The following is a 24,272-nucleotide window of genomic DNA, read 5'->3' on the forward strand; positions in this document are numbered from 1 at the left end:
TTCTCTAGGAGTGGAAAAATGAGCGCATCAACAAATATTACGTGGCATGATTCTGAAGTAACAAAAGCACAACGACAAGAAAGAAATGGACATAAAAGTGTTGTCATATGGTTTACTGGTTTATCAGGTTCGGGAAAATCAACTATCTCAGTAGAATTGGAAAAAGCACTTTTCAATCAAAAAATAACATCTTATCGTTTAGATGGAGATAACATTCGTCACGGATTAAATAATAATCTAGGATTTAGTCCTGAAGATCGTAAAGAGAATATTCGTCGTATAGGAGAAGTAGGTAAACTAATGGTAGATGCTGGCGTTGTTACGATGACAGCATTTATATCTCCATATGAAGAAGATAGAAATATTGTTAGAAATATCCTTGAAGAAGGCGAATTTATCGAAGTATTTACGAAATGTAGTTTAGACGAATGTGAATCAAGAGATCCAAAAGGCTTGTATAAAAAAGCAAGAAGCGGAGAAATCAAAGAATTTACAGGAATCAATGCACCATATGAAGAACCATCGAATCCTGAAATAGTTATAGATACAGAGCATGAATCTGTAGAACAATCCGTTAATAAAATCGTTGCATACCTTAAAGAAAATAAATATTTATAAAAATCAGTGGGAGCGGGACAGAATTCTAATTTATATAAAAAAGATTTCGTAGTCCCGCCCCGGCAAGGGTGACTAGAGTAAAAAAAGCTTGATACAAGCGCATTTTTAACTCAGTCATCTACTGCCAAGATACTAAAAGATGCTGAGACATTATATTATGTCCCAGCTTCAATATGCATAATAATATAGAACTGCCACCTAAGTCTGATGTGATTTAGGTGGCAGTTTTTTTGTGTGGTTTAATGGGAGAGTTAACTCACGACATGGACCAACTACATCACCTAACTCTAAAAATAATCTACAAAAAAGGCGAGGACTTCATTGTCCTCGCCTCATCATGTTATTGCTACGTTTATAATTGTTCTTTTGCTTCTGGTATAGGGAAGTATTTATATATTTCACCAGTTTTAATTGCATTGCTTATGTTTGCTAACCATTGATAATACACTTTAGATTCTTCTAATTGCGTATATATGTTTGTTGCTTCTTCTTTAATATCTTCGTCAACGTCTTCGGCAGATATTATTTTTTGGAGTAAGACTTCTGCATCTTTCACGGAATCCATGTTTATTGAAATTTCTCTATCCCATTTTCTAGAGAAAAAGTTATTAAAGAATATGAAAAAGTCTTTCTCTGCGATGAAATGTTGCTTTCTACTTCCTCTTGTAAATTGTTGTTTGACGATATCAAACTCTTGTAGCTTCTTAACACCTGCGCTCATACTTGGCTTACTCATTTGTAGTTGTTCACGCATTTCATCAAGTGTCATACTACCTTCAAACACCATTGTGCCATATAGGTTTCCAACGCTTCGGTTAATACCATATAAATCCATCGTTTCACCAATTCCATTGATCACGATGTCTTTAGCTTGGTCTAAATTTTTCTTGTAGTTATCTGAACGTCCCACTACGTACACCTCCAATAATTACTTTAATTGTATCATGAATTCTTTTACATTGTAGTTACTTTTGCACTACTTGTCTATTCGAAATAGCTTGATGTATATAGAAAAATTTAAAGTCCGAGGAAATTTGACGACTTTAATAGGGTATGCTAACATTACATCTGTAAAGTTCGTTAAATAAAAATTTAACAAAGTTAACGGAGGTAATTTTTAATGGAATATTTAGATGGTTTATCAAGTCGTCAATATATAAATGGTGAGTGGGTTGAAGCTTCAAACGGAGAAACACGAGACATCATTAATCCATATAACCAAGAAGTTGTCTTTACTGTTTCAGAAGGAACAAAAGAAGATGCAGAGAAAGCAGTACTTGCTGCGAGACAATCTTTTGAATCTGGCGAATGGTCAAAAGAAACAAGCGAGAATAGATGTAATAAAGTAAGAGCGATTGCGGATGCAATTTTAACGCATAAAGAAGAACTTGCTAAACTTGAAACGTTAGATACAGGTAAAACATTAGAAGAATCATATGCAGACATGGATGATATTCATAATGTATTTATGTATTTTGCTGGATTAGGTGGAAATGATGGTGGAGAAGTTGTTGAATCACCAATCCCTAACTCAGAAAGTAAAATAGTAAAAGAACCTGTCGGCGTTGTAACTCAAATCACGCCATGGAATTATCCTTTACTACAAGCGTCATGGAAAATTGCGCCAGCATTAGTAACAGGTTGTTCATTGGTAATGAAACCAAGTGAAATTACACCGTTAACAACAATTCGTATTTTTGAATTGATGGAGGAAATTGGTTTTCCACAAGGTGTTATCAACTTAGTGCTTGGTAAAGGTGCTGAAGTTGGAGACGTATTATCATCTCATCCTGAAGTTGATCTTGTGTCATTCACTGGCGGTATTCAAACAGGTAAACATATTATGAAACGTGCTGCGGATAACGTTACGAATATCGCACTTGAATTAGGCGGTAAAAATCCAAACATTATCTTTGATGATGCAGATATAGAATTAGCAGTGGACCAAGCTTTAAATGGTGGTTACTTCCACGCAGGTCAAGTTTGCTCAGCAGGTTCTCGTATCATCGTACACAACGATATTAAAGCACAATTCGAATCAGCATTGATTGATCGTGTGAATAAAATTAAATTAGGTAATGGATTCGATCAAGAAACAGAGATGGGACCAGTTATCTCTAAAGAACATCTTGCGAAAGTTGCGAATTACATCGACGTTGCTAAAAATGAAGGTGCAACAATAGCTGCTGGTGGTAAGAAACCTGAAAGAGCAGACTTGAAAGATGGATTCTTCTTCGAACCAACAGTAATTACTGACTGTGATACATCAATGAGAATTGTACAAGAAGAAGTATTTGGACCAGTTGTTACAATTGAAGGATTTGCGGATGAAAGTGAAGCAATTCAATTAGCTAACGATTCAATATATGGATTAGCTGGTGGTGTATTTACGAAAGATGTTGCAAAAGCAAATCGAGTAGCGAATGAATTGAAGATGGGGACTGTCTGGATTAATGACTTCCACCCATACTTTGCACAAGCACCATGGGGCGGTTACAAACAATCTGGTATCGGTAGAGAGTTAGGTAAAGAAGGCCTAGAAGAATATGTGATTTCAAAACATATATATACAAACATTAACCCAGAACCTGTGAATTGGTTCAGCAAATAAATAAAGATATAGAACATGTAGGAGGCTATCAAGATGAAAAAATCTTATGATTATATAATTATCGGTGGCGGAAGTGCCGGTTCAGTATTAGGTAATAGATTAAGTGAAGATAAAGATAAATCAGTATTAGTATTAGAAGCAGGTAGAAGTGACTACCCTTGGGATTTGTTAATTCAAATGCCAGCAGCATTAATGTATCCATCAGGTAATCGTTTCTACGATTGGAAATACGAAACTGAAGGCGAACCTCATATGGACGGCAGAAAAGTATTTCATACAAGAGGTAAAGTTTTAGGCGGTTCAAGTTCAATCAACGGAATGATCTTCCAAAGAGGTAACCCAATGGACTATGAAGGTTGGGGCGAACCTGAAGGTATGGAAACATGGAAGTTTGCTAACTGCTTACCATACTTCAAACGTTTAGAAAAAGCATTTGGTTCAGATAAATCTGACCAATATCGTGGACATAATGGCCCAATCAAATTAAGAAGAGGTCCAGCTACAAATCCATTGTTCCAAGCATTCTTTAATGCTGGTGTTGAAGCGGGTTATAACAAGACACCTGATGTCAACGGATTTAGACAAGAAGGGTTTGGACCTTTTGATAGCCAAATCCATAACGGTAGAAGAGTTTCAGCATCTATCGCTTATTTAAGACCAGCAATGAAACGTAAAAACTTAACAGTACAAACACGTGCATTTGTTACAGAAATTAATTACGAAGGTAGAAGAGCAACTGGTGTAACATTTAAGAAAAATGGTAAAACACATACAATTGGTGCTGGCGAAGTTATCTTATCAGGTGGTGCGTTCAATACACCTCAACTATTACAATTATCAGGTATTGGTGATTCAGAACACTTGAATTCACTAGGTATTGAAACAAGAGTTCATTTACCAGGTGTAGGTGAAAACTTTGAAGACCATTTAGAAGTATATGTTCAACACGCTTCTTCTAAACCAGTTTCAGAACAACCAAGCTTAAATAAATTCAAAATGCCATTCATTGGATTACAATGGATATTTGGACGTAAAGGTCCAGCAGCAAGTAACCACTTTGAAGGTGGCGGTTTCGTAAGATCAAATGATCAAGTGAAATATCCAAACTTGATGTTCCACTTCTTGCCACTTGCAGTTCGTTATGATGGTCAAAAAGCAGATACAAAACATGGTTTCCAAGTTCATATTGGACCAATGTACTCTAACTCTAGAGGTAGCTTGAAGATTAAATCTAAAGATCCATTTGAAAAACCAAAATTCGTCTTCAACTATTTATCAACAAAAGAAGATGAACAAGAATGGGTAGAAGCAATTAGAACAGCAAGAAATATCTTATCACAACCAGCATTAAAACCATTTAATGACGGAGAAATTTCACCAGGACCATCTGTTCAAACAGATGAAGAAATTTTAGATTGGGTTAAGAGAGACGCAGAAACAGCATTACACCCATCATGTAGTGCGAAAATGGGACCAGCATCTGATCCAATGGCTGTAGTAGACCCGTTAACAATGAAAGTACACGGTATGGAAAACTTAAGAGTAGTTGATGCATCAGCAATGCCACGTACAACAAATGGTAACATCCACGCACCTGTATTAATGTTAGCAGAAAAAGCAGCAGACATTATTAGAGGTAAGAAACCATTAGAACCAGAAGAAATCGATTATTATCAACACGGCGTACATCCTAAAGACGCTGGTGTAATTAAATAAGACGTATTCATATAGAAAAAAGAAGCCATAAATTTGGCTTCTTTTTTTGTTGTGGTGTTGAGCTGAGATATCGTGCGATTAGGTATCAAACGCACGATATCTTTCATATCAAACAAAACCCATACCTTATTTCTTCATTAGAAGAAGGTATGGGGGAGAAATTTAACAAGTACTTCCTTCCCATATGTATACCGGGAGTATGTACTCATCTAAAGTTTTATTATTTTCTAATCTTTCATTTAAAACTTCAATTGCTTTAATCGCAATTTCTTCGATTGGTTGAACAACAGTAGTTAATTCAGGCAATATGTTTCTCATAATTTGTGTACCATCATATCCAATCAGCTGTATATCTTCAGGGATGCGTTTATTGAATTTTTTAGCTATTTGCATAATAAGAGCAGCATCTAAATCATTTGATGCGAAGATACCCTCCATATTTGGTTGTTCTTCAAACATGCGATTGAAGATTTCGATTTTATCTTTATATGGAATATTGAAATCAACAGTATAACAAATAGGTTGTAAATTGTTTGCGACCATTGTATCTTCGTATGCTTTTCGACGTCTTTGAGCAGGTGTGTTAAGACTTTTAGGTCCAGCTGTATGGATAATGTTTTTAGCGCCTTTATCAATCAGTCGTTGAGTTGCAAGTTGACCACCTTGATAATTATCAGATTCAATAATGGGAATATCTTGATTCATTATTCTGTCGATTGCAACTATAGGAAGATTTTCATTTTTATACTGATGAATATCACTGTTATGTGTTCCTACTATCAGTCCGTCTACTTGATTTGAAAGTAATTGATCTAAATAATTTTTTTCTTTATCAGGGTCATTCATAGAATTACCAATGATGACTTTATATCCTTGTGAATATAATCTTTTTTCTAATTCTTCGACTAATTCTCCGAAAAAAGGATTCGTTACTGTAGGGAATATGAGTCCTATAAGTTGTGTTTTTTTATTGAAAAGTTGTCTTGCAACTGTATTTGGTTGATAATTTAATTTTTCCATAGCATCATTCACTTTATCGATAGTTTCTTGACTTAAGTAACCACGTTTATTTAATACTCTAGAAACAGTAGTCTTTGAAACGTTAGCTAATTTGGCAACATCATCTAATTTAGGCTTCATTTTAAATTCCTCTCAATACAGTATTTAAGTTACCTCCTATTATATCAAAAAAAGGGAGCGGGACAGAAATCTAATTAATATAAAAAGATTTCGTAGTCCCGCTCCTGATTTATACCATTAAAATTGAACGGCTATTTCATTCAGTTGATGTACAGTATATGTTGTTTCAATAGAATGAGAAGCATCCATCCAAATATTTGGAGTATCTTCTGTGTAATATCGTTCTGTGAATACAACTTCACCGTCATTAATGAATATTTCTACAGAACTTTTATCTACAAAGATTCGTAAATTCAACTCTTCATGAGGTGCAATGGTTGCATATCTTGAGTCGTTTTTATCAGCACGATATAATTCGAATTCATTTATTTCGGCATTATACTTTAAAGATAAAATGAGTTGATTTGAATTGTCTTTTATCTCAAATGAAGTAGTAAGGTTTTCTATAGATGCTACGTGATGCGTTACGTTTATTTCTAAATGAGATAACTGATCTGATAACAATTTAGGTGACTCCAAGACTAGATTTTCAGACTGTAAAGTATGTGTTCTAAGAGCTTTTAATTCTTCTACTGGTTTCATATATAAATGATTATCTTTCAGTTCAAGTTCTCTTGGTAGGGTTAGCGCACCAGCCCAGCCGTCCTCTTTTTCAGGCATAGGACTTTCCCACATTGCCATCCAACCAATGAGTATTCTTCTGCCATCAGGCGTTAATGTTGTTTGTGCAGCATAAAAGTCATGTCCATGATCTAATTCAATAAACTGATCACGTGTAAATGCTGTTTTGTCTGAGTTTAAATGTCCCAGGAAATAACCCGTTTGGAATAAATTTAAATATTTTTTTTCATCTTGTTTAATCCCTTGTGGAGAACACATTAAAATATCTTTATTGTTTAGTGTAAATAAGTCCGGACATTCCCACATAAATCCTTCTTTTTCTATGTTTGTAGATTTTGCGATATCACCAATGTACGTCCAGTCTTTTAAATCTGAAGATTGATATAGTATGACTCTACCTAGTCCATCTTTTCCTTGGCTACCAAGAATCATGTAATAATTACCGTTATCTTCCCAAACCTTTGGATCTCTGAAGTGGTGTGTATTGTCTTCAGGTTCTGAAGCAATCACTGGATTATTTTCATACTTAGTAAAATTCACACCATCCGTACTATAAGCCATATTTTGATTTTGCCAAAAATGATCAGGATCGCCGTCACCATAGTAATGATGCCCAGTGTAGAATAAGTATAATGTATCATCTTTTACAATCGCACTGCCTGAGAAACAGCCATCTTTGTCTTCTTTAGAACCAGGTGTCAATGCAATAGGTAAGTTCTCCCAATGTACTAAATCTTTACTTCTTGCATGTCCCCAATGCATAGGACCCCATTCTGGGCTATATGGATAGTGTTGATAAAAAATGTGATAGTAGCCATTAAAATAGCAAAATCCATTTGGGTCATTAATCCATCCAGACTCAGCACTAACGTGAAAGCCAAGTCTATATCGGTCATTCGTAATTTGTATCGGTTTATTTGTCATAATAAATTTGCTCCTTTTTTAATTAAGTTTGTCGTACAAATGGGTCGCCATTGACGTCCTCATCGTCTTTCTTAAATGCAAATATAGCGAAAATACCTGCAATGAGTGCAATTCCAGAAATGATTAAAAATGTCTGACTATATCCAATTTGATCTCGTAAAGTGCCAAGAGGTGTGGATAATATCACTTGGCCAATTTGTGCTGCTATTTGAAAAGCAATCATATATAACGTTGCTGATAGTTTAGGATTAAAGTGTAAAGTGATATATCTAAACATAGGTAGCATAAACAGTGGTACTTCAATGGCATGCATCATTTTAATAATTGAAACTGTAACCGGATCATTAAGTAAACCACTTAAACCAATTCTGACTACCATTACTGTAACACCTAATAATAAAGTATTACGCACTCCAAATCTTAGCATTATCATTGGTATTACACCCATCATTAACGCTTCAAAAAATACTTGTACAGAATTTAAAGTCCCATACATTTGTTGTCCAGCTTCAGGTGTATCAAATAATTTAGTATAGAAGTCCGGGAACATTTGTTGATCGTAAATAGTATAGAAAGACCAACTAAACATAATAAAGAGTGTGATTACCCATAAATGCGGTAATTTGAGTAAAGATAACATCTCTTTAAAACTTGGAATAGAAGCGTCTGTATCATCATTTATAATTTCACGCTTAGCTTTATTTTCCGATTCAGGTTTCCAAAATATAAGGTTTAATAATAAGAATAATCCTAATAACGAACCTAACCAAAAATTATAATCTGGATTTTTAACAAATAAAAATCCAGCAATTAAAGCGAAGATTGCATAACCAAAGGATCCCCAAGCACGCGCTTGTCCATATTTAAAATCGAAATATCTACTAAATCTTTCAGACACAGCTTCGTAAATACCAGCAGCTGAAAGAAAAGCAGCTGAAAGAAATAAAGAACCTAATACAATGCCTAATGAAAAATTACTTTGTATTAATGGTGCATATATCCAAATAAAGAATGGGGCAACAAGAGTAGACATCGTTGCACAAAATATTAACAACGTCCTTTTAATAACAAGTCTGTCTTGAAGTATGCCATAAATAAACATCAATATTAAAGTAGTTAAAGAATTTGCAGAATAAATCGTACCAACTTCACTTCCAGATAGACCAAGTCCATTTTTGTCAGATGTTAACCAAATTTGGAAAAAGGACCACCATATAGACCATGATGCGAAAAAGAGTAGTAATGTAAACGAAGATTGCAAATAAGATTTGTTTTTAAACGGTTGTATATAATTGCTAAAATTCAATTTTAAAACCTCCTTTTAATATATGTAAGGGCTTTCTTATAAAGAAGTTTAGCTTTGTTTAAATGATATGTCAACCGGTTAACATACTAAAAATTTAAATTCTTTAGCAATTGTGGTAAAGATTACGGTAGTAAAAATGAGAGATATCGTGCGATTCAGGTCAAATCGCACGAAGACTTTAGGGTAAGTGTCGAGATATCGTGCGATTCGGTATCAAACGCACGAAAACTTTGGGGTTAGTGTCAAGATATCGTGCGATTAGGTGTCAATCGCACGATATCCCTCAGACCAAAACAAATCCCCCATACCTTCCTTATTACAAGAAGGTATGGGGGATTAAAATTTATATATTTTTATTTACTGATGCATCGTATATGGAATCTACTGCATCTTGTAAGTGACTATCAAATGTTTCTGCTGATTGATCAGCGAATAGGTCAGTTACTAATGCGCGTGAGAAGCTGGCGATAAGACTATTATTTTCTTTTAATAGTTCATTTGCTTTCTCTCTTGAGTATCCACCAGACAATGCGACTACACGAACGACATTTGGATGCTCGCTCAATGTTTCATATTGATTAGGATTAGTTGGTATTGTTAGTTTTAACATTACAAATTGATTGTCTTCTAATTTATCTAATTCTTTAGCGATTTCTTCTTTTAAAATATCTTCAATTTCAGCTTTGTCGTTAGAATTGATATTAACTTCAGGTTCGATAATTGGTACAAGGCCTGCTTCTATGATTTGTTTACCAATTTCAAATTGTTGTTGTACGACTTCAGCAATCGCATCTTTATTCGCTTCTAAAATATTTGAACGCATTTTAGTACCGAATACGCCACGAGATTTTGCACGTTGTAATAGTTCATCTAATCCAGGAATCACTTTCATCAACTGAACACCATTTTTTTCTTCAGCAAGTCCTTTGTCTACTTTTAAAAATGGTACAACGCCTTTGTCGGCTAAATATTCAGAAGTATATTTGCCTTCTACTTCACGATCCATTGTTTGTTCAAATAAAATGGCACCTAAAATCTTCTCAGAAGTAAAAGCAGGTGACGTGACAATGCGCGTTCTCATTTCATGCACAAGTGTAAACATTTCGTCTTCATTGCTGTATTGACTTTCATCAATGCCGTAATCTTTCAGTGCTTTTGGTGTACTACCACCACTTTGATCAAGTGCAGCTATAAATCCTTTACCATTTTTTACTTTTTCAAATTGTTCTTGGTTCATTTTATTCACTCCTTTAGGTATTTTCACTTTTAGTATGATGATTTTTAAATCTGATATCAAGCGTTACCACTTCAAATGAATTATGTCGAATTTAAGGAGAATGTTATATGATTGTTCCAAATATAGTTGATAGGGATTATGATATACCGTAAGGAGGCTTTACAATGAATAAAAAATCAGCAATATTACTTATAGGTAGCTTAGTTGTTGTTACGCTAGCGGTAGCAGCACTTTTATTATTTTCTACGCAAAAAAGTACTTACTATGGATATATGAAGAGTAGTACAACTGCAGAGAAAGTAATTAGCGAAAAGAATCAAGAAATTACTGAGAACGTAAAACTTGAATCAACACAAGATTTCAAACCTAAAAAAGGTGACTTCGTGAAATTGATTTCAAATGACGATGGTAAAACATTCTATAAAAAAACAGTCGTTAAACATGATGATATACCACATGGTTTAATGATGAAAATACATGAGATGGAAATGTAGCAATTAAAAACAGCAATTCGCAGAAGAGGCGAATTGCTGTTTTTTTAGTGGGAGTATTTAAAGTGTGTTAAGCGTCTTCTATTAATTTGTCGAATTCTTTATATACTTTTGTAACTTCTGGACCGATAACGATTTGGGCATTGTGCTTGTCTATGATCACAACACCATGCGCACCTGTTTGTATAATTTTGTCTTTATTGATTAATGAAGTATCTTGGAGTTCTAATCTTAACCTAGTCATACAATTTTCATATTCAATGACATTATCTTTCGTACCTATATTTTCTAATATTTTTTTAGACATATATTGATATTGATTGTGTGATAAAGTGAGGTCCTTCTCATCTTCTTCTCTTTCTTCATCAAAAGAAGTTTCTTCAATTTGACCAATAATCGGCACATGCCTTTTAGTGATGTAGAAATAAAACGTAACATAGTATAGTATGAAAAATCCTATTCCTACAGGTATAATCATCCAACCTTTATCTGATAAACTCAGGTTTAATATATAATCAATGATGCTTCCTCCCCAAGAAAAACCTTCCCGAACGTGTAGGTAATACAATACCATTCCTGCTAAACCTGTGTATACAGAATGTATAAAGTATAAAAATGGTGAAGTGAATAGGAATGTAAATTCAATAGGTTCGGTGATACCAGCGACGATTGCTGTGAAACTACCAGAGCCCATTAGTGCTTTAGTATTTTGTTTGTTGAATTTTGCAGCTTTTGAAATAGCTAAAGCAATTGCAGGTATACCAAACATGATAGAGACAAAGTAGCCACTTAAGAAATAACCAGCAGTAGGATCACCATTTAAGAATCTCGTGACTTCACCATGCACGACTTCTCCTCCTGATGTTTTATAATCACCTAAACCAAAGTAAATGTAAGTGTTTAAAACATGATGTAATCCGAATGGAAGTAGGAATCTATTTAAGAATCCATTGATAAATACACCTAAGCCGCCTAATGTCACAAGCGATTGAGCTAACCAGTCAATAGTGGATTGAGCAAATGGCCAAATTAGAAAACTTAAACCCGTTACTGGTATCATGACGATGATAATTATAGTGATAGGGAAGTTCTCACCAGAAAAGAATGAAAATACTTTCGGTAATTCAGTATCTTTGAACTTATTGTAAACCCAGGCAGCTAATAAACCGGATATAAGACCACCAAATACACTCATATTTAAATCAGAATCAAGTATCTTCAATCCTTCTTTAAGTATGGAAATGGCAATAAATCCTGTTAGAGCAGGTATACCTCGATCTTTAGTTTTTGATAATCCCATTGCTATCCCGATTGCTATAAGAATATCGATATTATTAAAAATTGCTCCAGATGCTTGGAATAGTTTCCAATTCAATAAATCTTCAGAACTCAGTCTAAAAAGTATCCCAGCGGCAGGTAATGCAACAATTGGAATCAGCATGGATTTACCAAGCTTTTGTAAGAATCTCATCATAACAAATGTCCCCCTTTGACATTACAATTCAGAATAATTGATTAAAGATATCCCATTTGCGGTAGTAAATGTTTTTATTGCATGATCACTTGTTAGAAAAGCTAATTCTTCAATTCTTGGCATAACAAAAGATGAATGATCTCTTAAAAATTTATCTATATATGCTGGATGACACATTATTTCTATTGCTTCATAAGCTTTATATTTCTCTTTGATATTTTCTATAGAATTTAATATGTTTTCAGGATGATACTCAAAATAATCGACCATCTTATATTCAGGATAATCATTTTTATCACCTAAATTGTTTCTAATAGGCAATTGATATTCGGATGCTAATTTTAAAAATACGGGCTTAACCATCTCTAAGTTATTAACATGATGATGACTATCTAAGTGAGTAGGTATTAACTGAGTTGATAAAAATTTTTCGATTTGTGCTTTCCATTCAAAATATAGTTCATCAACATCGATGTAAAACTTCCCATCATAATGTGATAGACTTCTAAAATTACCGTCGCTATCAGCTAGGCTATATGAATTCTTACTTAATGGTTTTCCACAAGTTAAAGTAAGGTGAATACCAATACCTAATCCTGGATTTTCTTTAGCTAAATGAATAGCATGTGTGAATCCGGGCATGTTTGTTAAACAAGTTGTAGAGGTAAGTATTCCATTTTTGTAAGCATCGATTATTCCGTAATTCACGCCATTTGAATACCCGAAATCATCTGCATTTATGATCACTTTCATAGTTTACCCTCCAATTATGTTAAATCTGGCCAATAGTCCTTATTAGCATCGATTAAATCACTTAACACATCCTTAGCTTTATTTGTATCGATGACTGTTCTATTTAAAACAAGCGCTTGTAATAGTTTGTTATAGTCATTTTCAAGATAAGCTTCTACTACTAATTTTTCATAAGCATATTGATTCTCTAATAAGCCCTTATAAAAAGTAGAAACCTCACCAACTATAAATGGCTGAGGACCATTTATACCAAGTAGGGCAGGAACTTCTACAAGAGCATTGCTCGGTAGATTAGGAATAATCCCTTCATTTCTTGTTAGTATAATAAATCTTTCGTTTAGGTGATGCACAAGAGAAGCGGCGATTCGAATCATATATGTGCCATGAATATCACCAGAAATATCAACGTCGTGTGTATTGTTTTGATTGATGATCTTATCGCAATCATTAAAAACGTCAGTTTCACGACCATTAATCACTTGTCTCGCTCGAGTATTGTTTACTGATTCTTTTTGAGATAGATCATTAGGATACAGGTAATACTGTAGATAGGTGTTCGGTAAATATTCATCAAAATCTTGTATCATCTGTTTAGCTTGTTTAAAGGTAGATTGCCACGAAGCATCGTTCGCAATTAACTTATCAGTAGGTTTAAAGTCGTTATATTTTATAAAATGTTTGAGTTCATCTGTATAATCATGACCTTGTTTGTTTTGAATTTTTGTAAACCAACCAAAATGATTTAATCCGAAATAATCTGCTTCTAAATTCCAAATATCCTCATCTAAAATATCTGCATAACTTTTCATAATTGCTATTGGCATATCACATATATTTAATAATCGAGTATCATCTGGAAATACCATATCTAAGGCGAGTCCAACAATTGCAGCGGGATTTGTATAATTTAATATCCAAGCATTCCTATTTTCTGAACGGATGTCTTTAACAAGTTGTATCATATCGGGTATTGATCGCAATCCATAAGACATCCCGCCAGCCCCACATGTTTCTTGTCCAACTAAACCGTGTTTCAATGGAATTTGTTCATCTAATTCTCTCATTTGTAAACCACCCGTTCTTATTTGAACGAATATGATATCTGCATCTTTAAAAGCAATGGATTTATTAGTAGTATATTCAAATTCTTCTAATGAAGGATAATGCTCTTTTAATAATATTGATGCGGCTTTACCAACCTTTTCTTGACGTGCTTCATTTGTATCATACAAAGTTATTTTCTTAAGTGGTAAAGCGTTGGATTCTTCAATCAAGCTCATTAATATACCTAAAGTATAGGTACTTCCGCCACCAACTATTGTTAATTTACTCTTTTTCATTATTTTGTAACCTCCCTTTTTGCTTGTATTATACAATATGTATCTTATAATTCAATACAAATATAATACAAATTTTAGATGTGTATGCTTTTTGATTTAGTAGTGATAGAATAAAATGTGAAAGTGAGGGGTTTTTATGGCTGAAAATAAAATGCCTTTATACCAAGAAATTATGAAAAATATTCAAGATTTTATAAAAAATGAAGGACTTGAACATGGAGACGTTATACCAACTGAAATGATTTTGGCTGAGAAATATAACGTAAGTAGAGTAACGATTAGAAAAGCAATTTCGAAATTAATAGAGAAAGATATTTTATATAGTATTAAAGGAAGTGGAACCTATGTAGCGTTTCCTAAATTTGAACATAATTTATTTAAGTTACAAGGATTTACTGAAGAGATGCAGCCATTTCACAATTCTATAAAAAATGAAGTTACAGAATTTAGCCTTATATCACCAGATGAGCAGCTTCAAGAAATTCTTAATATTAGTGAAGATAAGAAAGTATATAACATTAAACGAGTAAGAAAATTATATGATGAAGCTTTGATCATAGAAAATGCATATATTCCTTTTGAATTATTCCCAGATTTATCTATTGAAGCCATGACAAAATCGAAATATGGTTATCTTAAGGAAAAGGGGTATTCAATTAAAAAGAGAGTAGAAGAGTTTATACCTAAACTACCAAATAAAGAAACGATTGATACGTTTAACATTGAACCGAATACACCATTATTAGAACTGAAAGCATATTCGATATTGAATAATGATGAAATATTTGAATACTCAGAGGTACTTTATCATCCTAAAAAATATAAATTTAAATTAGAACTATCTAGATAGAAGGAGAGAGGTATTTTGATTATAAGAGATAAACGTGATGAAGATATTGAGTCGCTTGCCAAAATTCATTATGAGTCATGGTTAACAACGTACAAAGGAATCATACTTGAGAGTTATTTATCTAAATTAACGCTGGAATCTTATATAGAAAAACATCAAATATTTAATGCGCCTTGTATAGTAGCTGAAGTAGATGGTCAAGTTGTCGGATTTTTAATGTATAAAGAGGACCATGATATAAAATGTGGGGAAATTATGGTGATATATTTATTAAAGGCGTTTCAAAATAAGGGGATAGGCACACAATTAATGTTGGAAGTAGAAAGTCGTTTGAAACTAGAAAATGACCAACTGTCCTTATGGGTAATTGAAGATAATATTCCTTCTGTAAAGTTCTATGAGAAGCTAGGCTATAGAAAAGATGGCGAATATGAGTTTGCAGATTATGGAAATGTTTTACGTGAAACGCGGATGATTAAAAAATTATAATTTAAGATTTTGATTAGTGTAATTTAAAGATTATTAAATGCATTTTTTGTGAATGTAAAACACTTTATTAAAATAACTTTAAAAAAATCAATAAAATATGATTACTATAATTATACTAGGGTAAGTTATCAAGAAAGGAGGAATGAACTATGAGTAATATAACAGATTCTTTTTTAAGTGCTTTAGATAGTGTCATTGGTTTCATACCAAACTTAATCAGTGCGATAATTCTTTTAATCGTTGCTTGGTTAATAGCAGTAATCGTTAAAACAATCATTGTTAAGGGGTTAAAAGCAATTGGTTTAGATAAATGGTTAGCGAAGAAGGGTCTTACAGACTCAGAAAGTGGTAAGTCAGGTTCTGAAGGTTTAATTCAAACATTTGGTAAACTTGCTTATTTCCTAATCTTCCTACTATTCTTGCCGTCAGTATTTGATGCATTAAAAATGCCATCAGTTTCAGCTCCAATTAAGAATATGATGAATAGTGTATTAGACTTCTTACCAAAAATTATTGTTGCAGTAGTAATATTAGTTATTGGTCTATTCATTGCGAAAGTGCTTGGAACATTAGTTAAAAATCTATTAACTAATTTAAATGTAAGTAAATACAATCACTATGTTAATTTTGGTGATAATAAAGAAAGTGTCGACATCCCTTCAGCTGCAGGTTGGATAATCACAACAATTATTGGATTATTCTTTGTAGTAGAAGCGTTGAACACAGTGAATTTACAAGTATTAAATACAATTGGTGAAGCAATTATTGGTTACTTACCACTTGTAATCTCAGCAGCAATCATTTTACTAATTGGTTTCATTGGTGGTAATTTATTATCTAAATTAATCAAGAAATCAACTGGTAACGGATTTGTTTCTGAAATTGTAAAATATTTAGTGATTATCGTGTCAGTATTTATGACATTAGATCAATTAAACTTTGCTCAAAGTATTGTTAATGTAGCATTCTTACTTATCCTAGGTGCAGTTGCAGTAGCATTTGCAATTTCATTTGGTATCGGTGGTAAATCATTTGCTGAAAAAACATTATCAAAAATAGAGCGTAAAGCTGATTCAGATAAATAATTATCGAATTAGGAAAGAACTTCATTAGACAACTGTCTAATGAAGTTCTTTTATTTATTATAGAAGTGAAAGGGATCGGTGCGAATGAGATATCGTGCGATTAGGTATCAATCGCACGAAGACTCATTCACAAAAATATAAATTCAAAAAACAAGCGAGACAATGTAAATTCTGTCTCGCTTGTGCATATTACATATTAAATTGTTACAACACCCATAAGTATTGCAATAACTAGCATGAGAATTGAGAATCCCCAAACCCAGAAGAATGCATATTTAATGTATTTCCCCATATTTATTTCTGCTAGTCCGACTGCTAACCAAACGGCTGGTGCGAATGGACTAACGAATGTACCTATAACGTTACCAATCATTAATGCAAATGCTGTTGATTGAGATGGTACACCGAATTGACTTGCAGTAGATTCTACTATTGGTAGAATTGCAAAGTAATAGGCATCTGTACTTGTTAATAAATCTAAAGGTACACCTAATACTCCAATGATGATGTGTAAATACGGACCGACAACGGTAGGTAATACTGTAATAAGTGATAAAGCGATAGATTCTAACATGCCGGTTTCATTTAATATTCCAAGGAATACACCAGCTGCAATAATAACAGCTGCCATCATTAAAGCATTGGGTGCATGTGCACGTATACGTTCCATTTGTTCATCTACATCTCTAAAGTTCAATGGTAATGCAATTGCAACACCAAGCATGAATGCAAATTCAGGTGGTACGATATCCAGAAGCATCATTGTTACAATGATTGCAGTAAGTAATAAATTCAACCACAATATGTACGTATGTTTTGTTGCTTCTCCTTTGATAGCCGCATTTTCTTCTTGATCTTTTTCATAGTTAGCAATGATTTCTTTCATATCAACTTTAACAAAATCTTGATCTGGAAAAGCTTTCGCTATACGCTTTTTCTCTCTAAACCCTAAATATATTGAAAAAAGTATGGCGCATACAATACCAACCAATTGAATTGGAATAACTTGATACCAAAGATCGTTGATATTTTCGACTTTTAGTACTGAAGCGGTTCTTGCCATTGGGCCACCCCAAGGAACCATGTTGATAATTGCTGCGCTTAATGCAAGTAATAATACTAGTAGATATGGGCTCATTTTTAATGCCCGGTATAATGGAAGTAAAGCAGGAATCGCTAATAGGAAAGTGGTTGCACCTGCACCATCTAATTGGGCAAATGTACCTATAATGGTTGTTACAATAGCAACAATAATGATATTACCTCTAGTTAATTTAATCATGCTTCTTACAAATGGTCTAAATAAGCCACTGTCCGAGATAATGCCGAAGTAAATAATCGCAAATATAAACATGATTGCAACGTTAAATACTTGATCAATACCCGACTCGACATATTTTCGAATATCCCCAAATCCGTGTCCAATCGCAAGTGCGCCAATTACAGGAATCAATATCATTCCTACAATAGGACTAATCTTTTTCATAATAAGCATTGCGACGATTGAAACGATGATGACTAGTCCTACAATCGTTAGTAAAGTGTTTGGTTCTTCCATCCTTCATCCCCCTTTTAATGTAAGTGCTTACATTAATTCTTAAATTAAAAAGCTTTCTAAAACACATCAAAGTGTAATAGAAAGCTTTTGTTTATTATATCATTTGAATTTAAACAATAATATAGAAAATCTAAAATAAACTGAATATTTTAACTATCAATTTCAAATCCTAAATCTTCTATCATTGCATAATCTAATTGATTAGGTTGACCACCTGTTATTAAATAATCACCTACAAAAATCGAATTGGCAACCATAAGTGACATTGATTGAAGACTCTTCAAATTAACTTCGCGACCACCAGCTATACGGATTTCTTTAGTAGGGTTAATGAATCGAAACATACATAAAATTCTTAAACATTTCATTGGTGTTAAGTCATCCATACTACCAAATTTTGTTCCTTTTATAGGATGTAAGAAATTAATTGGAATACTGTCAGCGTCTATTTCATTAAGTGTAAATGCCATATCAATGATATCTTCATCCGATTCTCCCATACCACATATCACACCGGAGCAAGGGGAGATGTTCTTTTCCTTCATTATATTAAGTGTATTTACGCGATCATCAAAACTATGTGTTGTTACAACTTCATCGTGATAATTAGCGCTTGTATTAATATTGTGGTTGTAACGATCAACACCACATTGTTTAAGTGATTCTGCTTGTTTTTCATTCGTTAAACCGAGACAGGCACAAATCTTTAATTGAGGATGGTGGCGTTTGATTTCTACAACAGAGCGTGTAATGTGAGAAACTTCTTTATCACTTGGACCACGACCACTCATAACGATGCAGTAAGTACCAATTTGATTATCTGAAGCTACTTTCGCGCCATCGATAATTTGTTCTTCTGAAATCAGTGCATAGCGTTGATCTTTGATTTTAACGTCTCTAGATTGTCCGCAATAACCACAGTTTTCTGGGCAAATGCCACTTTTAGCGTTTAAAATCATGTTTAACTTCACTTTCTTACCATAATAATGATGACGTACTTTATAAGCTTCGTTGACAAGCGTTAGTGTATCGATAGAATGATCTCGATATATATTTAAAGCTTCATTAAAAGATAAATTCTGACCGTTAATAATTTTTTTAGCAATACGCATGATGTTGCCCCCTTTGGAATTATTAATAGAATACTAATAATTGTACTTATTGTAAACCTAATTTAAAAATAAGTTAACAATATAAAAATGTTCCAAAAAATGGTACAACCCAAAATAATTTAGTGTTATAATGTATATGGAAAGTTTTTAAATGTATAAAAGGAGTGCCGAGCAAATGAGGAAACTATCAACATTTATACTATCAGGATGCTTAGTTACAATACTGTCAGGGTGTGGTATGAAGCAGGAAGTATCTAACTCGATGAATGGAAATAAACAAACATATGATGAAACGAAAGAAATTTTACCAAGTATTGTTTTTGAATCTGATCTAAAAAATGAATCTTTAACAAAGTCAGAAATACATAAAAGTATCCAAAGATACTTAGATACAAATGAAAGTATATATAAAGTGACATCAAATATTGAAGAGAAAGTATGGGATGAGAAACCTTTAACTCAGAAAGAAGCAAAGCAATTAAAAGAAAGTCGCAAATTATTAAGAGAGAATGATCAAAACTTCTCACAATACATAGAAAATAATCAATTGCCAAAAGGATACAAAAAAGAAACAAAACGATTAAGTACATACTTTACAACTTATAATAAAACGATTGGCGACATGGATGATAAAGTACAAAAGATTCAAGGCCAATCAGAAAAGGGGAAAATTCCTACAAAAGAAATTAAAGATTTACATGTTGATACAAGTAAAGTAAATGGAAGAGAACAAGCAAAAATAGAAAAATTCCTTAAGCAAATTAAGGTTAAAACAAATGCCTTTAAAAAATAACATCAAATAGTGAAAGTAGGTAAATTGTCATGAATAAATTAGTTAAGCATAGAGAGCTGATTAATGTTATTTGTGGATTTTTGATTGTGTTATTAGTTATCGGTTTATTTTGGAGTGTTGAATTAGACGAATTTGTTTATTATATAGTTCCATTGATTGTTATAGTTACATTGTTCTTGGAATATTTAAGAGGTATAGAACAAGCAAAGTGTTTAAAGCACTTTATGATTTATAAAATATCAGTGTTTTTTTTAGTTTTCAGTTTAATGATTATATATTTTATTAATGTTGATTGGGATGGTCCTAGCTATTGGAGTTTATTTATTATAATTGGTTCAACTGGTTTAGGAATTATCAATAATATGATAGAAAAAAAGTATTTTCTAAAAAAAGAATTTAAGTAACAAGACATAAAAAATCTAAGACATTTTCATATGGAAAATGTCTTAGGTTTTTTTAGTATTGTGTTTTTAAGTTTTCTTTTTCGATTGAAGAGATAAATGCGTGGTCGACGGCTTTAATGTTGATATCTTTTATTTCTTCTAATGTCATTAAGTTATGTTCATGCAATAGTTCATATTCTTTATTTAAATTCGTACTTGAAACGGTTCTATTATCTGTATTGATATTGAAAGGAATGCCTTGTTCAATAAGTGTTCTAATATTAATTTCTTCTACAGATTGAATCGCTTTTGTTTGTAGGTTACTCGTAGGGCAAATTTCTAACAGTGTATTGTGGGTTTTAATAAATGATAAAGCTTCATCATCATTTACAGCAGCAACACCATGGCCGATTCGTTTTGCGCCTAGTTGAATCCCTTCGATTATATTATGAACACAACCACATTCACCGGCATGTAGTGTTAAATGACTTTGTGTTGTTGAAGTAAATTCAATCGCTTCTTGAATGGCTTTTGTAGGAAAGGCTTCTTCAGGTCCTGCAAAATCAAACCCAACAATATGGCTATCGTCCTGTTTATAGTCATTAATGTCAGTGAATAATTTGATATTTGTTTCATTTGGATGGAGTCTCATGCCACATACGAGTATATTTACTTTAATAGGGAATAATGTTTCTGCTTGCTCAGCGCCAGCATTCACTGCATCGCAAATTTCGTTTACAGTTAATCCTAAATCTGTATGGAATAAAGGTGCAAATCGAATTTCTATGTATTTAATATTATCTTGATGCGCTTGTTCAGCAACGTCAATGACTGCTCTTTTTAAACTATCTTTTGTTTGAAGTACTTTTAAAATAGTATCAAAAGAAGTTAAATATTCATCTAAGCTGTTACAGGATTGATCAACTTGTATATCACTGATGTTAATATTTATGTCTTGTTCTTTAGCAAGCTGTTTGATAAGTGCGATACTTACTGAACCGTCTAGGTGGCAGTGTAGTTCTGTTTTACTAATGTTATGTATATTCATCAATGATTATCATCCTTCCTATTTTTGTTAATACATTTGTCTAATTATAAACATAATGATTTATTATAACCAAAATTATATTCAACGTGTAGTATTTAGCATAAATGTGGAGAAATTGTGAGCATTTTAAGAAAATATTTAAAAAATTTAATCAAGAACTATTGGAAGATGACTATTAAGAGTGATATATTTATAAAATATTTAAAAAATTATTAATTGAAAATTTGAACTTTAATTTAATTGTTAGAAGGGGCTAAAATGAATAATTTAAAAAGAGAATTAACATCAAGACAAATGCAGATGATTGCAATTGGAGGCACGATTGGCGTTGGTTTATTTATGGGGGCTTCAAGTACAATTAAATGGACAGGACCATCTGTTCTTCTAGCATATGCTATTGCAGGTGTCTTTGTATTCCTTATTATGAGAGCATTAGGTGAAATGGTATATATGTATCCAGATACTGGATCATTTGCTAAATTCGCTAACGATTATATACATCCATCATTCTCATTCGTAACAGCAGGAAGTAGTACATTTAACTGGATTATTGTCGGAATGAGTGAAGTGATTGCAGTTGGATCTTACTTTAAATATTGGTGGCCAGACTTGCCATCTTGGATACCTGGATTAGCAGTTGTCGTTATATTATTAGCTGCGAACTTAGTATCTGTTAAATGGTTTGGAGAATTTGAATTTTGGTTTGCAGCAGTGAAAGTAGTAACAATCATTTTAATGATTATTGCAGGTTTCGGACTTATCTTCTTCGGTATTGGAAATAACTTCAATCCAATTGGAGTAAGTAATCTATGGTCAAATGGTGGATTCTTCACAGGTGGCTTGAGTGGCTTCTTCTTTGCACTATCCATCGTGTTCGGTTCTTACATAGGTATAGAATTAATTGGTATTACAGCAGGTGAAACGAAAGATCCGCAGAAAAACATAGTAAAAGCAATTAACGGTGTTGTATGGAGAATACTTATCTTTTATATCGGTTCAATCTTTGTTATTGTAACGGTTTATCCATGGGATCAAGTAGACCAAATCGGTTCACCGTTCGTAGCAACATTTGCAAAAGTTGGTATAACAGCAGCAGCAACGATTATAAACTTTGTAGTTATTACAGCAGCAATGTCTGGATGTAACTCAGGTATATTTAGTACAAGTAGATTGTTATATACATTAGCAAAACAAAAACAAATTTCACAAATTTTCTATAAAACGAATAAAAACGGTGTACCACATATTGCAGTTATTGCGGTATCAATAGGTATTTTCTTCGGTATCATATTAGATATCGTATTACCGATGATATTAGGTAAAGATACTAATATCTTTGTATATGTATTTAGTGCAGGTGTGTTACCAGGTATGGTACCATGGTTTGCTATATTACTGAGTCATATTAACTTTAGAAAAAAAGAAGATACGACCAATCATCCATTTAAAATGCCATTCGCACCAATTAGTAATTACATCACAATATTGATGTTATTCTTAGTAGTAGTAGGCATGATATTTAATGAGGAAACGAGAATATCTGTAATAATAGGTATTGTGTTTATCTTAAGCATTAGTATATACGCATTTATTAAGAAGCCATAGTATAGAATAGAACAGCCGCCAAAGGGATTCCCTTTGGCGGCTGTTTTTTGTTGTATGCGTAGTGGAGGGAAGGTTTAGAGGTGTCTAGGGAAGTCTTCGGGTTGTCTGACTGTAGACAAGAGGGAGTCTAAAAACATAGTAAAAGCAGGGCACATTATGGAATGTGTCCTGCTTTTATTTGTCTGTATTGATTTCTAATAAGGCTTTACCTGTATGTTCATCTGTAACAAGTACATCGATAAGTTTATTATTTAATGCTGCTTTAATAGCTTTGACTTTGTTATTACCACCAGCAATACCTATTTTTAATGGGATTCTTTTGTATTCTTCCATGTCTAATGAAATGATACGATTATTCCACTCACAATTAATGGTTTCTCCCGATTCATTTATAAAGGTATACATAATATCGCCAATAGCTTTGTCTTTAATATCATTAAAGCTAAGTTCATCACGATAAGAAGCAACAATTGTCGACTGTTCAGGATTTGCACCTATACCTACTAAAGCAATCGTTGCTTGCTTCATTTTTTCAGTAACTTTACTAACAAACTTTTGATTCATCATAAAGTGTTTAGATTCAATATCATCCACAACAACTGGTGCGTGAAGCAGCATATTATTAGCGCCAAAACATTTGCTAAAACTATCAGCAATATGATTAGCATGTATATCCATTGATGCATTTCCCATACCGCCAACTAATGGCACAAATAATACGTTTGGATATTTATTATTGCAAATTGTATTCTTTACAACTTGATCCATTGTCGTTCCTGCCGAAACCGCTACAATATCATCATCGCTTAATTTACGGATTAAATAGTTACTACCTGCAGTACCTAATTTAGCTTTTAATTGTTTAGTATCTTTAATACAAACTACTTCTTCTAAATTATATTTTTCTTCAAGTTGAGATTCTAATTCTAATAAATCATTTTCATTTATTTTAATCTCAACAATACCTTTTTGTTTTGCAAGGGTCAGGTATTTAGAAACTGTAGGTCTACTTACACCCATGATTTCTGCTATTCTATTTTGGTTTAATTCTTGGTGATAATATAATTTGCAAATCTTTATCATCACTCTAGTATCATCTAAAATTGACATTTTTATCC

General features: G+C 32.9%; 22 protein-coding genes. 10 read left to right on the forward strand and 12 right to left on the reverse strand.

Annotation, left to right across the window (positions count from 1 at the left end; translation table 11 throughout):
- Positions 1-18 precede the first annotated feature (18 nt).
- Positions 19-618 carry an adenylyl-sulfate kinase gene (cysC, locus tag P3U32_RS01275; protein ID WP_323703796.1) on the forward strand — a complete coding sequence of 200 codons (600 nt, stop codon included), beginning with the start codon at positions 19-21 and terminating at the stop codon, positions 616-618.
- Positions 619-970: 352 nt separating this feature from the next.
- Here the strand turns inward: cysC and cudC are convergent, their stop codons facing one another.
- On the reverse strand, positions 971-1,528 hold the full coding sequence (cudC, locus tag P3U32_RS01280; RefSeq protein WP_323703797.1) for a choline uptake/conversion transcriptional regulator CudC: 558 nt from the start codon (positions 1,526-1,528) through the stop codon (positions 971-973).
- A gap of 210 nt (positions 1,529-1,738) precedes the next feature.
- Between cudC and betB the strand changes: the two genes are divergently transcribed.
- Positions 1,739-3,229 carry a betaine-aldehyde dehydrogenase gene (gene betB, locus P3U32_RS01285; protein ID WP_323703798.1) on the forward strand — a complete coding sequence of 497 codons (1,491 nt, stop codon included), beginning with the start codon at positions 1,739-1,741 and terminating at the stop codon, positions 3,227-3,229.
- A gap of 33 nt (positions 3,230-3,262) precedes the next feature.
- A complete protein-coding gene (gene betA / locus P3U32_RS01290) occupies positions 3,263-4,945 on the forward strand; it encodes a choline dehydrogenase (protein WP_323703799.1) in 1,683 nt (560 codons plus the stop codon).
- Positions 4,946-5,107: 162 nt separating this feature from the next.
- Here the strand turns inward: betA and P3U32_RS01295 are convergent, their stop codons facing one another.
- The 4 genes from P3U32_RS01295 to P3U32_RS01310 all read right to left on the reverse strand — a co-directional run bounded on the left by P3U32_RS01295 (position 5,108) and on the right by P3U32_RS01310 (position 10,173).
- The gene (locus P3U32_RS01295) at positions 5,108-6,085 is read right to left on the reverse strand and encodes a LacI family DNA-binding transcriptional regulator (protein ID WP_323703800.1); all 978 of its coding nucleotides are present in this window, start codon (positions 6,083-6,085) and stop codon (positions 5,108-5,110) included.
- 117 nt (positions 6,086-6,202) lie between these two features.
- A complete protein-coding gene (locus P3U32_RS01300) occupies positions 6,203-7,630 on the reverse strand; it encodes a glycoside hydrolase family 32 protein (protein ID WP_323703801.1) in 1,428 nt (475 codons plus the stop codon).
- 22 nt (positions 7,631-7,652) lie between these two features.
- Positions 7,653-8,936 carry an MFS transporter gene (locus P3U32_RS01305; RefSeq protein ID WP_323703802.1) on the reverse strand — a complete coding sequence of 428 codons (1,284 nt, stop codon included), beginning with the start codon at positions 8,934-8,936 and terminating at the stop codon, positions 7,653-7,655.
- 343 nt (positions 8,937-9,279) lie between these two features.
- Positions 9,280-10,173: a fructose bisphosphate aldolase gene (locus P3U32_RS01310; protein ID WP_323703803.1), complete on the reverse strand. Its 894-nt coding sequence runs from the start codon at positions 10,171-10,173 to the stop codon at positions 9,280-9,282.
- Positions 10,174-10,337: 164 nt separating this feature from the next.
- On the opposite strand from P3U32_RS01310, the gene P3U32_RS01315 reads away from it, so the two are divergent.
- Complete coding sequence (locus P3U32_RS01315) at positions 10,338-10,667, forward strand: DUF4889 domain-containing protein (protein ID WP_323703804.1); 330 nt, start codon at positions 10,338-10,340, stop codon at positions 10,665-10,667.
- Between the two features lie 67 nt (positions 10,668-10,734).
- On the opposite strand, the gene P3U32_RS01320 is transcribed toward P3U32_RS01315, so the two are convergent.
- From P3U32_RS01320 to P3U32_RS01330, 3 genes are read right to left on the reverse strand one after another with little or no spacing between them, the layout of a single operon-like run.
- Positions 10,735-12,138 carry a PTS transporter subunit EIIC gene (locus P3U32_RS01320; RefSeq protein WP_323703805.1) on the reverse strand — a complete coding sequence of 468 codons (1,404 nt, stop codon included), beginning with the start codon at positions 12,136-12,138 and terminating at the stop codon, positions 10,735-10,737.
- A gap of 21 nt (positions 12,139-12,159) precedes the next feature.
- On the reverse strand, positions 12,160-12,891 hold the full coding sequence (chbG, locus tag P3U32_RS01325) for a chitin disaccharide deacetylase (RefSeq protein ID WP_323703806.1): 732 nt from the start codon (positions 12,889-12,891) through the stop codon (positions 12,160-12,162).
- A gap of 14 nt (positions 12,892-12,905) precedes the next feature.
- Complete coding sequence (locus tag P3U32_RS01330; RefSeq protein WP_323703807.1) at positions 12,906-14,231, reverse strand: family 4 glycosyl hydrolase; 1,326 nt, start codon at positions 14,229-14,231, stop codon at positions 12,906-12,908.
- A 136-nt stretch (positions 14,232-14,367) separates the two neighbouring features.
- Here P3U32_RS01330 and P3U32_RS01335 point away from each other — a divergent pair, with 136 nt between their 5' ends.
- The 3 genes from P3U32_RS01335 (at position 14,368) to P3U32_RS01345 (ending at position 16,655) form a co-directional block, all read left to right on the forward strand.
- The gene (locus P3U32_RS01335) at positions 14,368-15,081 is read left to right on the forward strand and encodes a GntR family transcriptional regulator (protein ID WP_323703808.1); all 714 of its coding nucleotides are present in this window, start codon (positions 14,368-14,370) and stop codon (positions 15,079-15,081) included.
- A 15-nt stretch (positions 15,082-15,096) separates the two neighbouring features.
- On the forward strand, positions 15,097-15,570 hold the full coding sequence (locus P3U32_RS01340; RefSeq protein WP_323703809.1) for a GNAT family N-acetyltransferase: 474 nt from the start codon (positions 15,097-15,099) through the stop codon (positions 15,568-15,570).
- A 149-nt stretch (positions 15,571-15,719) separates the two neighbouring features.
- Positions 15,720-16,655 (forward strand): mechanosensitive ion channel, encoded by a 936-nt coding sequence (locus P3U32_RS01345; protein WP_323703810.1) that lies wholly within the window; start codon positions 15,720-15,722, stop codon positions 16,653-16,655.
- A 196-nt stretch (positions 16,656-16,851) separates the two neighbouring features.
- Here the strand turns inward: P3U32_RS01345 and P3U32_RS01350 are convergent, their stop codons facing one another.
- Both P3U32_RS01350 and bioB read right to left on the reverse strand, forming a co-directional pair.
- Entirely contained in the window at positions 16,852-18,213 is a 1,362-nt protein-coding gene (locus tag P3U32_RS01350; protein ID WP_323703811.1) for a CitMHS family transporter, read from the reverse strand.
- A gap of 149 nt (positions 18,214-18,362) precedes the next feature.
- Positions 18,363-19,325, reverse strand: coding sequence for a biotin synthase BioB (gene bioB / locus P3U32_RS01355; protein WP_323703812.1), 963 nt, complete (start codon positions 19,323-19,325; stop codon positions 18,363-18,365).
- 175 nt (positions 19,326-19,500) lie between these two features.
- Between bioB and P3U32_RS01360 the strand changes: the two genes are divergently transcribed.
- Positions 19,501-20,118, forward strand: a complete 618-nt coding sequence (locus tag P3U32_RS01360; RefSeq protein WP_323703813.1) for an NDxxF motif lipoprotein — start codon at positions 19,501-19,503, stop codon at positions 20,116-20,118.
- Between the two features lie 29 nt (positions 20,119-20,147).
- Positions 20,148-20,522, forward strand: a complete 375-nt coding sequence (locus tag P3U32_RS01365) for a hypothetical protein (protein WP_323703814.1) — start codon at positions 20,148-20,150, stop codon at positions 20,520-20,522.
- Between the two features lie 52 nt (positions 20,523-20,574).
- Here P3U32_RS01365 and add read toward each other — a convergent pair whose 3' ends face one another.
- Entirely contained in the window at positions 20,575-21,549 is a 975-nt protein-coding gene (add, locus tag P3U32_RS01370) for an adenosine deaminase (protein WP_323703815.1), read from the reverse strand.
- A 258-nt stretch (positions 21,550-21,807) separates the two neighbouring features.
- On the opposite strand from add, the gene P3U32_RS01375 reads away from it, so the two are divergent.
- Entirely contained in the window at positions 21,808-23,154 is a 1,347-nt protein-coding gene (locus tag P3U32_RS01375; RefSeq protein ID WP_323703816.1) for an amino acid permease, read from the forward strand.
- Positions 23,155-23,328: 174 nt separating this feature from the next.
- On the opposite strand, the gene P3U32_RS01380 is transcribed toward P3U32_RS01375, so the two are convergent.
- Positions 23,329-24,264, reverse strand: coding sequence for a sugar-binding transcriptional regulator (locus P3U32_RS01380; protein ID WP_323703817.1), 936 nt, complete (start codon positions 24,262-24,264; stop codon positions 23,329-23,331).
- Between the last annotated feature and the right edge of the window lie 8 nt (positions 24,265-24,272).

Source organism: Mammaliicoccus sp. Dog046, from assembly GCF_034039665.1.
Lineage (GTDB): Bacteria > Bacillota > Bacilli > Staphylococcales > Staphylococcaceae > Mammaliicoccus.

Coding starts and splice junctions, on each gene's coding strand:
- P3U32_RS01365 (WP_323703814.1), top strand. CDS start 20,148: ATGAATAAATTAGTTAAGCATAGAGAGCTGATTAATGTTATTTGTGGA.
- P3U32_RS01295 (WP_323703800.1), bottom strand. CDS start 6,085: ATGAAGCCTAAATTAGATGATGTTGCCAAATTAGCTAACGTTTCAAAG.
- add (WP_323703815.1), bottom strand. CDS start 21,549: ATGAATATACATAACATTAGTAAAACAGAACTACACTGCCACCTAGAC.
- cysC (WP_323703796.1), top strand. CDS start 19: ATGAGCGCATCAACAAATATTACGTGGCATGATTCTGAAGTAACAAAA.
- P3U32_RS01335 (WP_323703808.1), top strand. CDS start 14,368: ATGGCTGAAAATAAAATGCCTTTATACCAAGAAATTATGAAAAATATT.
- P3U32_RS01315 (WP_323703804.1), top strand. CDS start 10,338: ATGAATAAAAAATCAGCAATATTACTTATAGGTAGCTTAGTTGTTGTT.
- P3U32_RS01350 (WP_323703811.1), bottom strand. CDS start 18,213: ATGGAAGAACCAAACACTTTACTAACGATTGTAGGACTAGTCATCATC.
- betA (WP_323703799.1), top strand. CDS start 3,263: ATGAAAAAATCTTATGATTATATAATTATCGGTGGCGGAAGTGCCGGT.
- P3U32_RS01375 (WP_323703816.1), top strand. CDS start 21,808: ATGAATAATTTAAAAAGAGAATTAACATCAAGACAAATGCAGATGATT.
- P3U32_RS01320 (WP_323703805.1), bottom strand. CDS start 12,138: ATGATGAGATTCTTACAAAAGCTTGGTAAATCCATGCTGATTCCAATT.
- chbG (WP_323703806.1), bottom strand. CDS start 12,891: ATGAAAGTGATCATAAATGCAGATGATTTCGGGTATTCAAATGGCGTG.
- P3U32_RS01330 (WP_323703807.1), bottom strand. CDS start 14,231: ATGAAAAAGAGTAAATTAACAATAGTTGGTGGCGGAAGTACCTATACT.
- P3U32_RS01380 (WP_323703817.1), bottom strand. CDS start 24,264: ATGTCAATTTTAGATGATACTAGAGTGATGATAAAGATTTGCAAATTA.
- bioB (WP_323703812.1), bottom strand. CDS start 19,325: ATGCGTATTGCTAAAAAAATTATTAACGGTCAGAATTTATCTTTTAAT.
- P3U32_RS01310 (WP_323703803.1), bottom strand. CDS start 10,173: ATGAACCAAGAACAATTTGAAAAAGTAAAAAATGGTAAAGGATTTATA.
- P3U32_RS01300 (WP_323703801.1), bottom strand. CDS start 7,630: ATGACAAATAAACCGATACAAATTACGAATGACCGATATAGACTTGGC.
- P3U32_RS01360 (WP_323703813.1), top strand. CDS start 19,501: ATGAGGAAACTATCAACATTTATACTATCAGGATGCTTAGTTACAATA.
- betB (WP_323703798.1), top strand. CDS start 1,739: ATGGAATATTTAGATGGTTTATCAAGTCGTCAATATATAAATGGTGAG.
- P3U32_RS01345 (WP_323703810.1), top strand. CDS start 15,720: ATGAGTAATATAACAGATTCTTTTTTAAGTGCTTTAGATAGTGTCATT.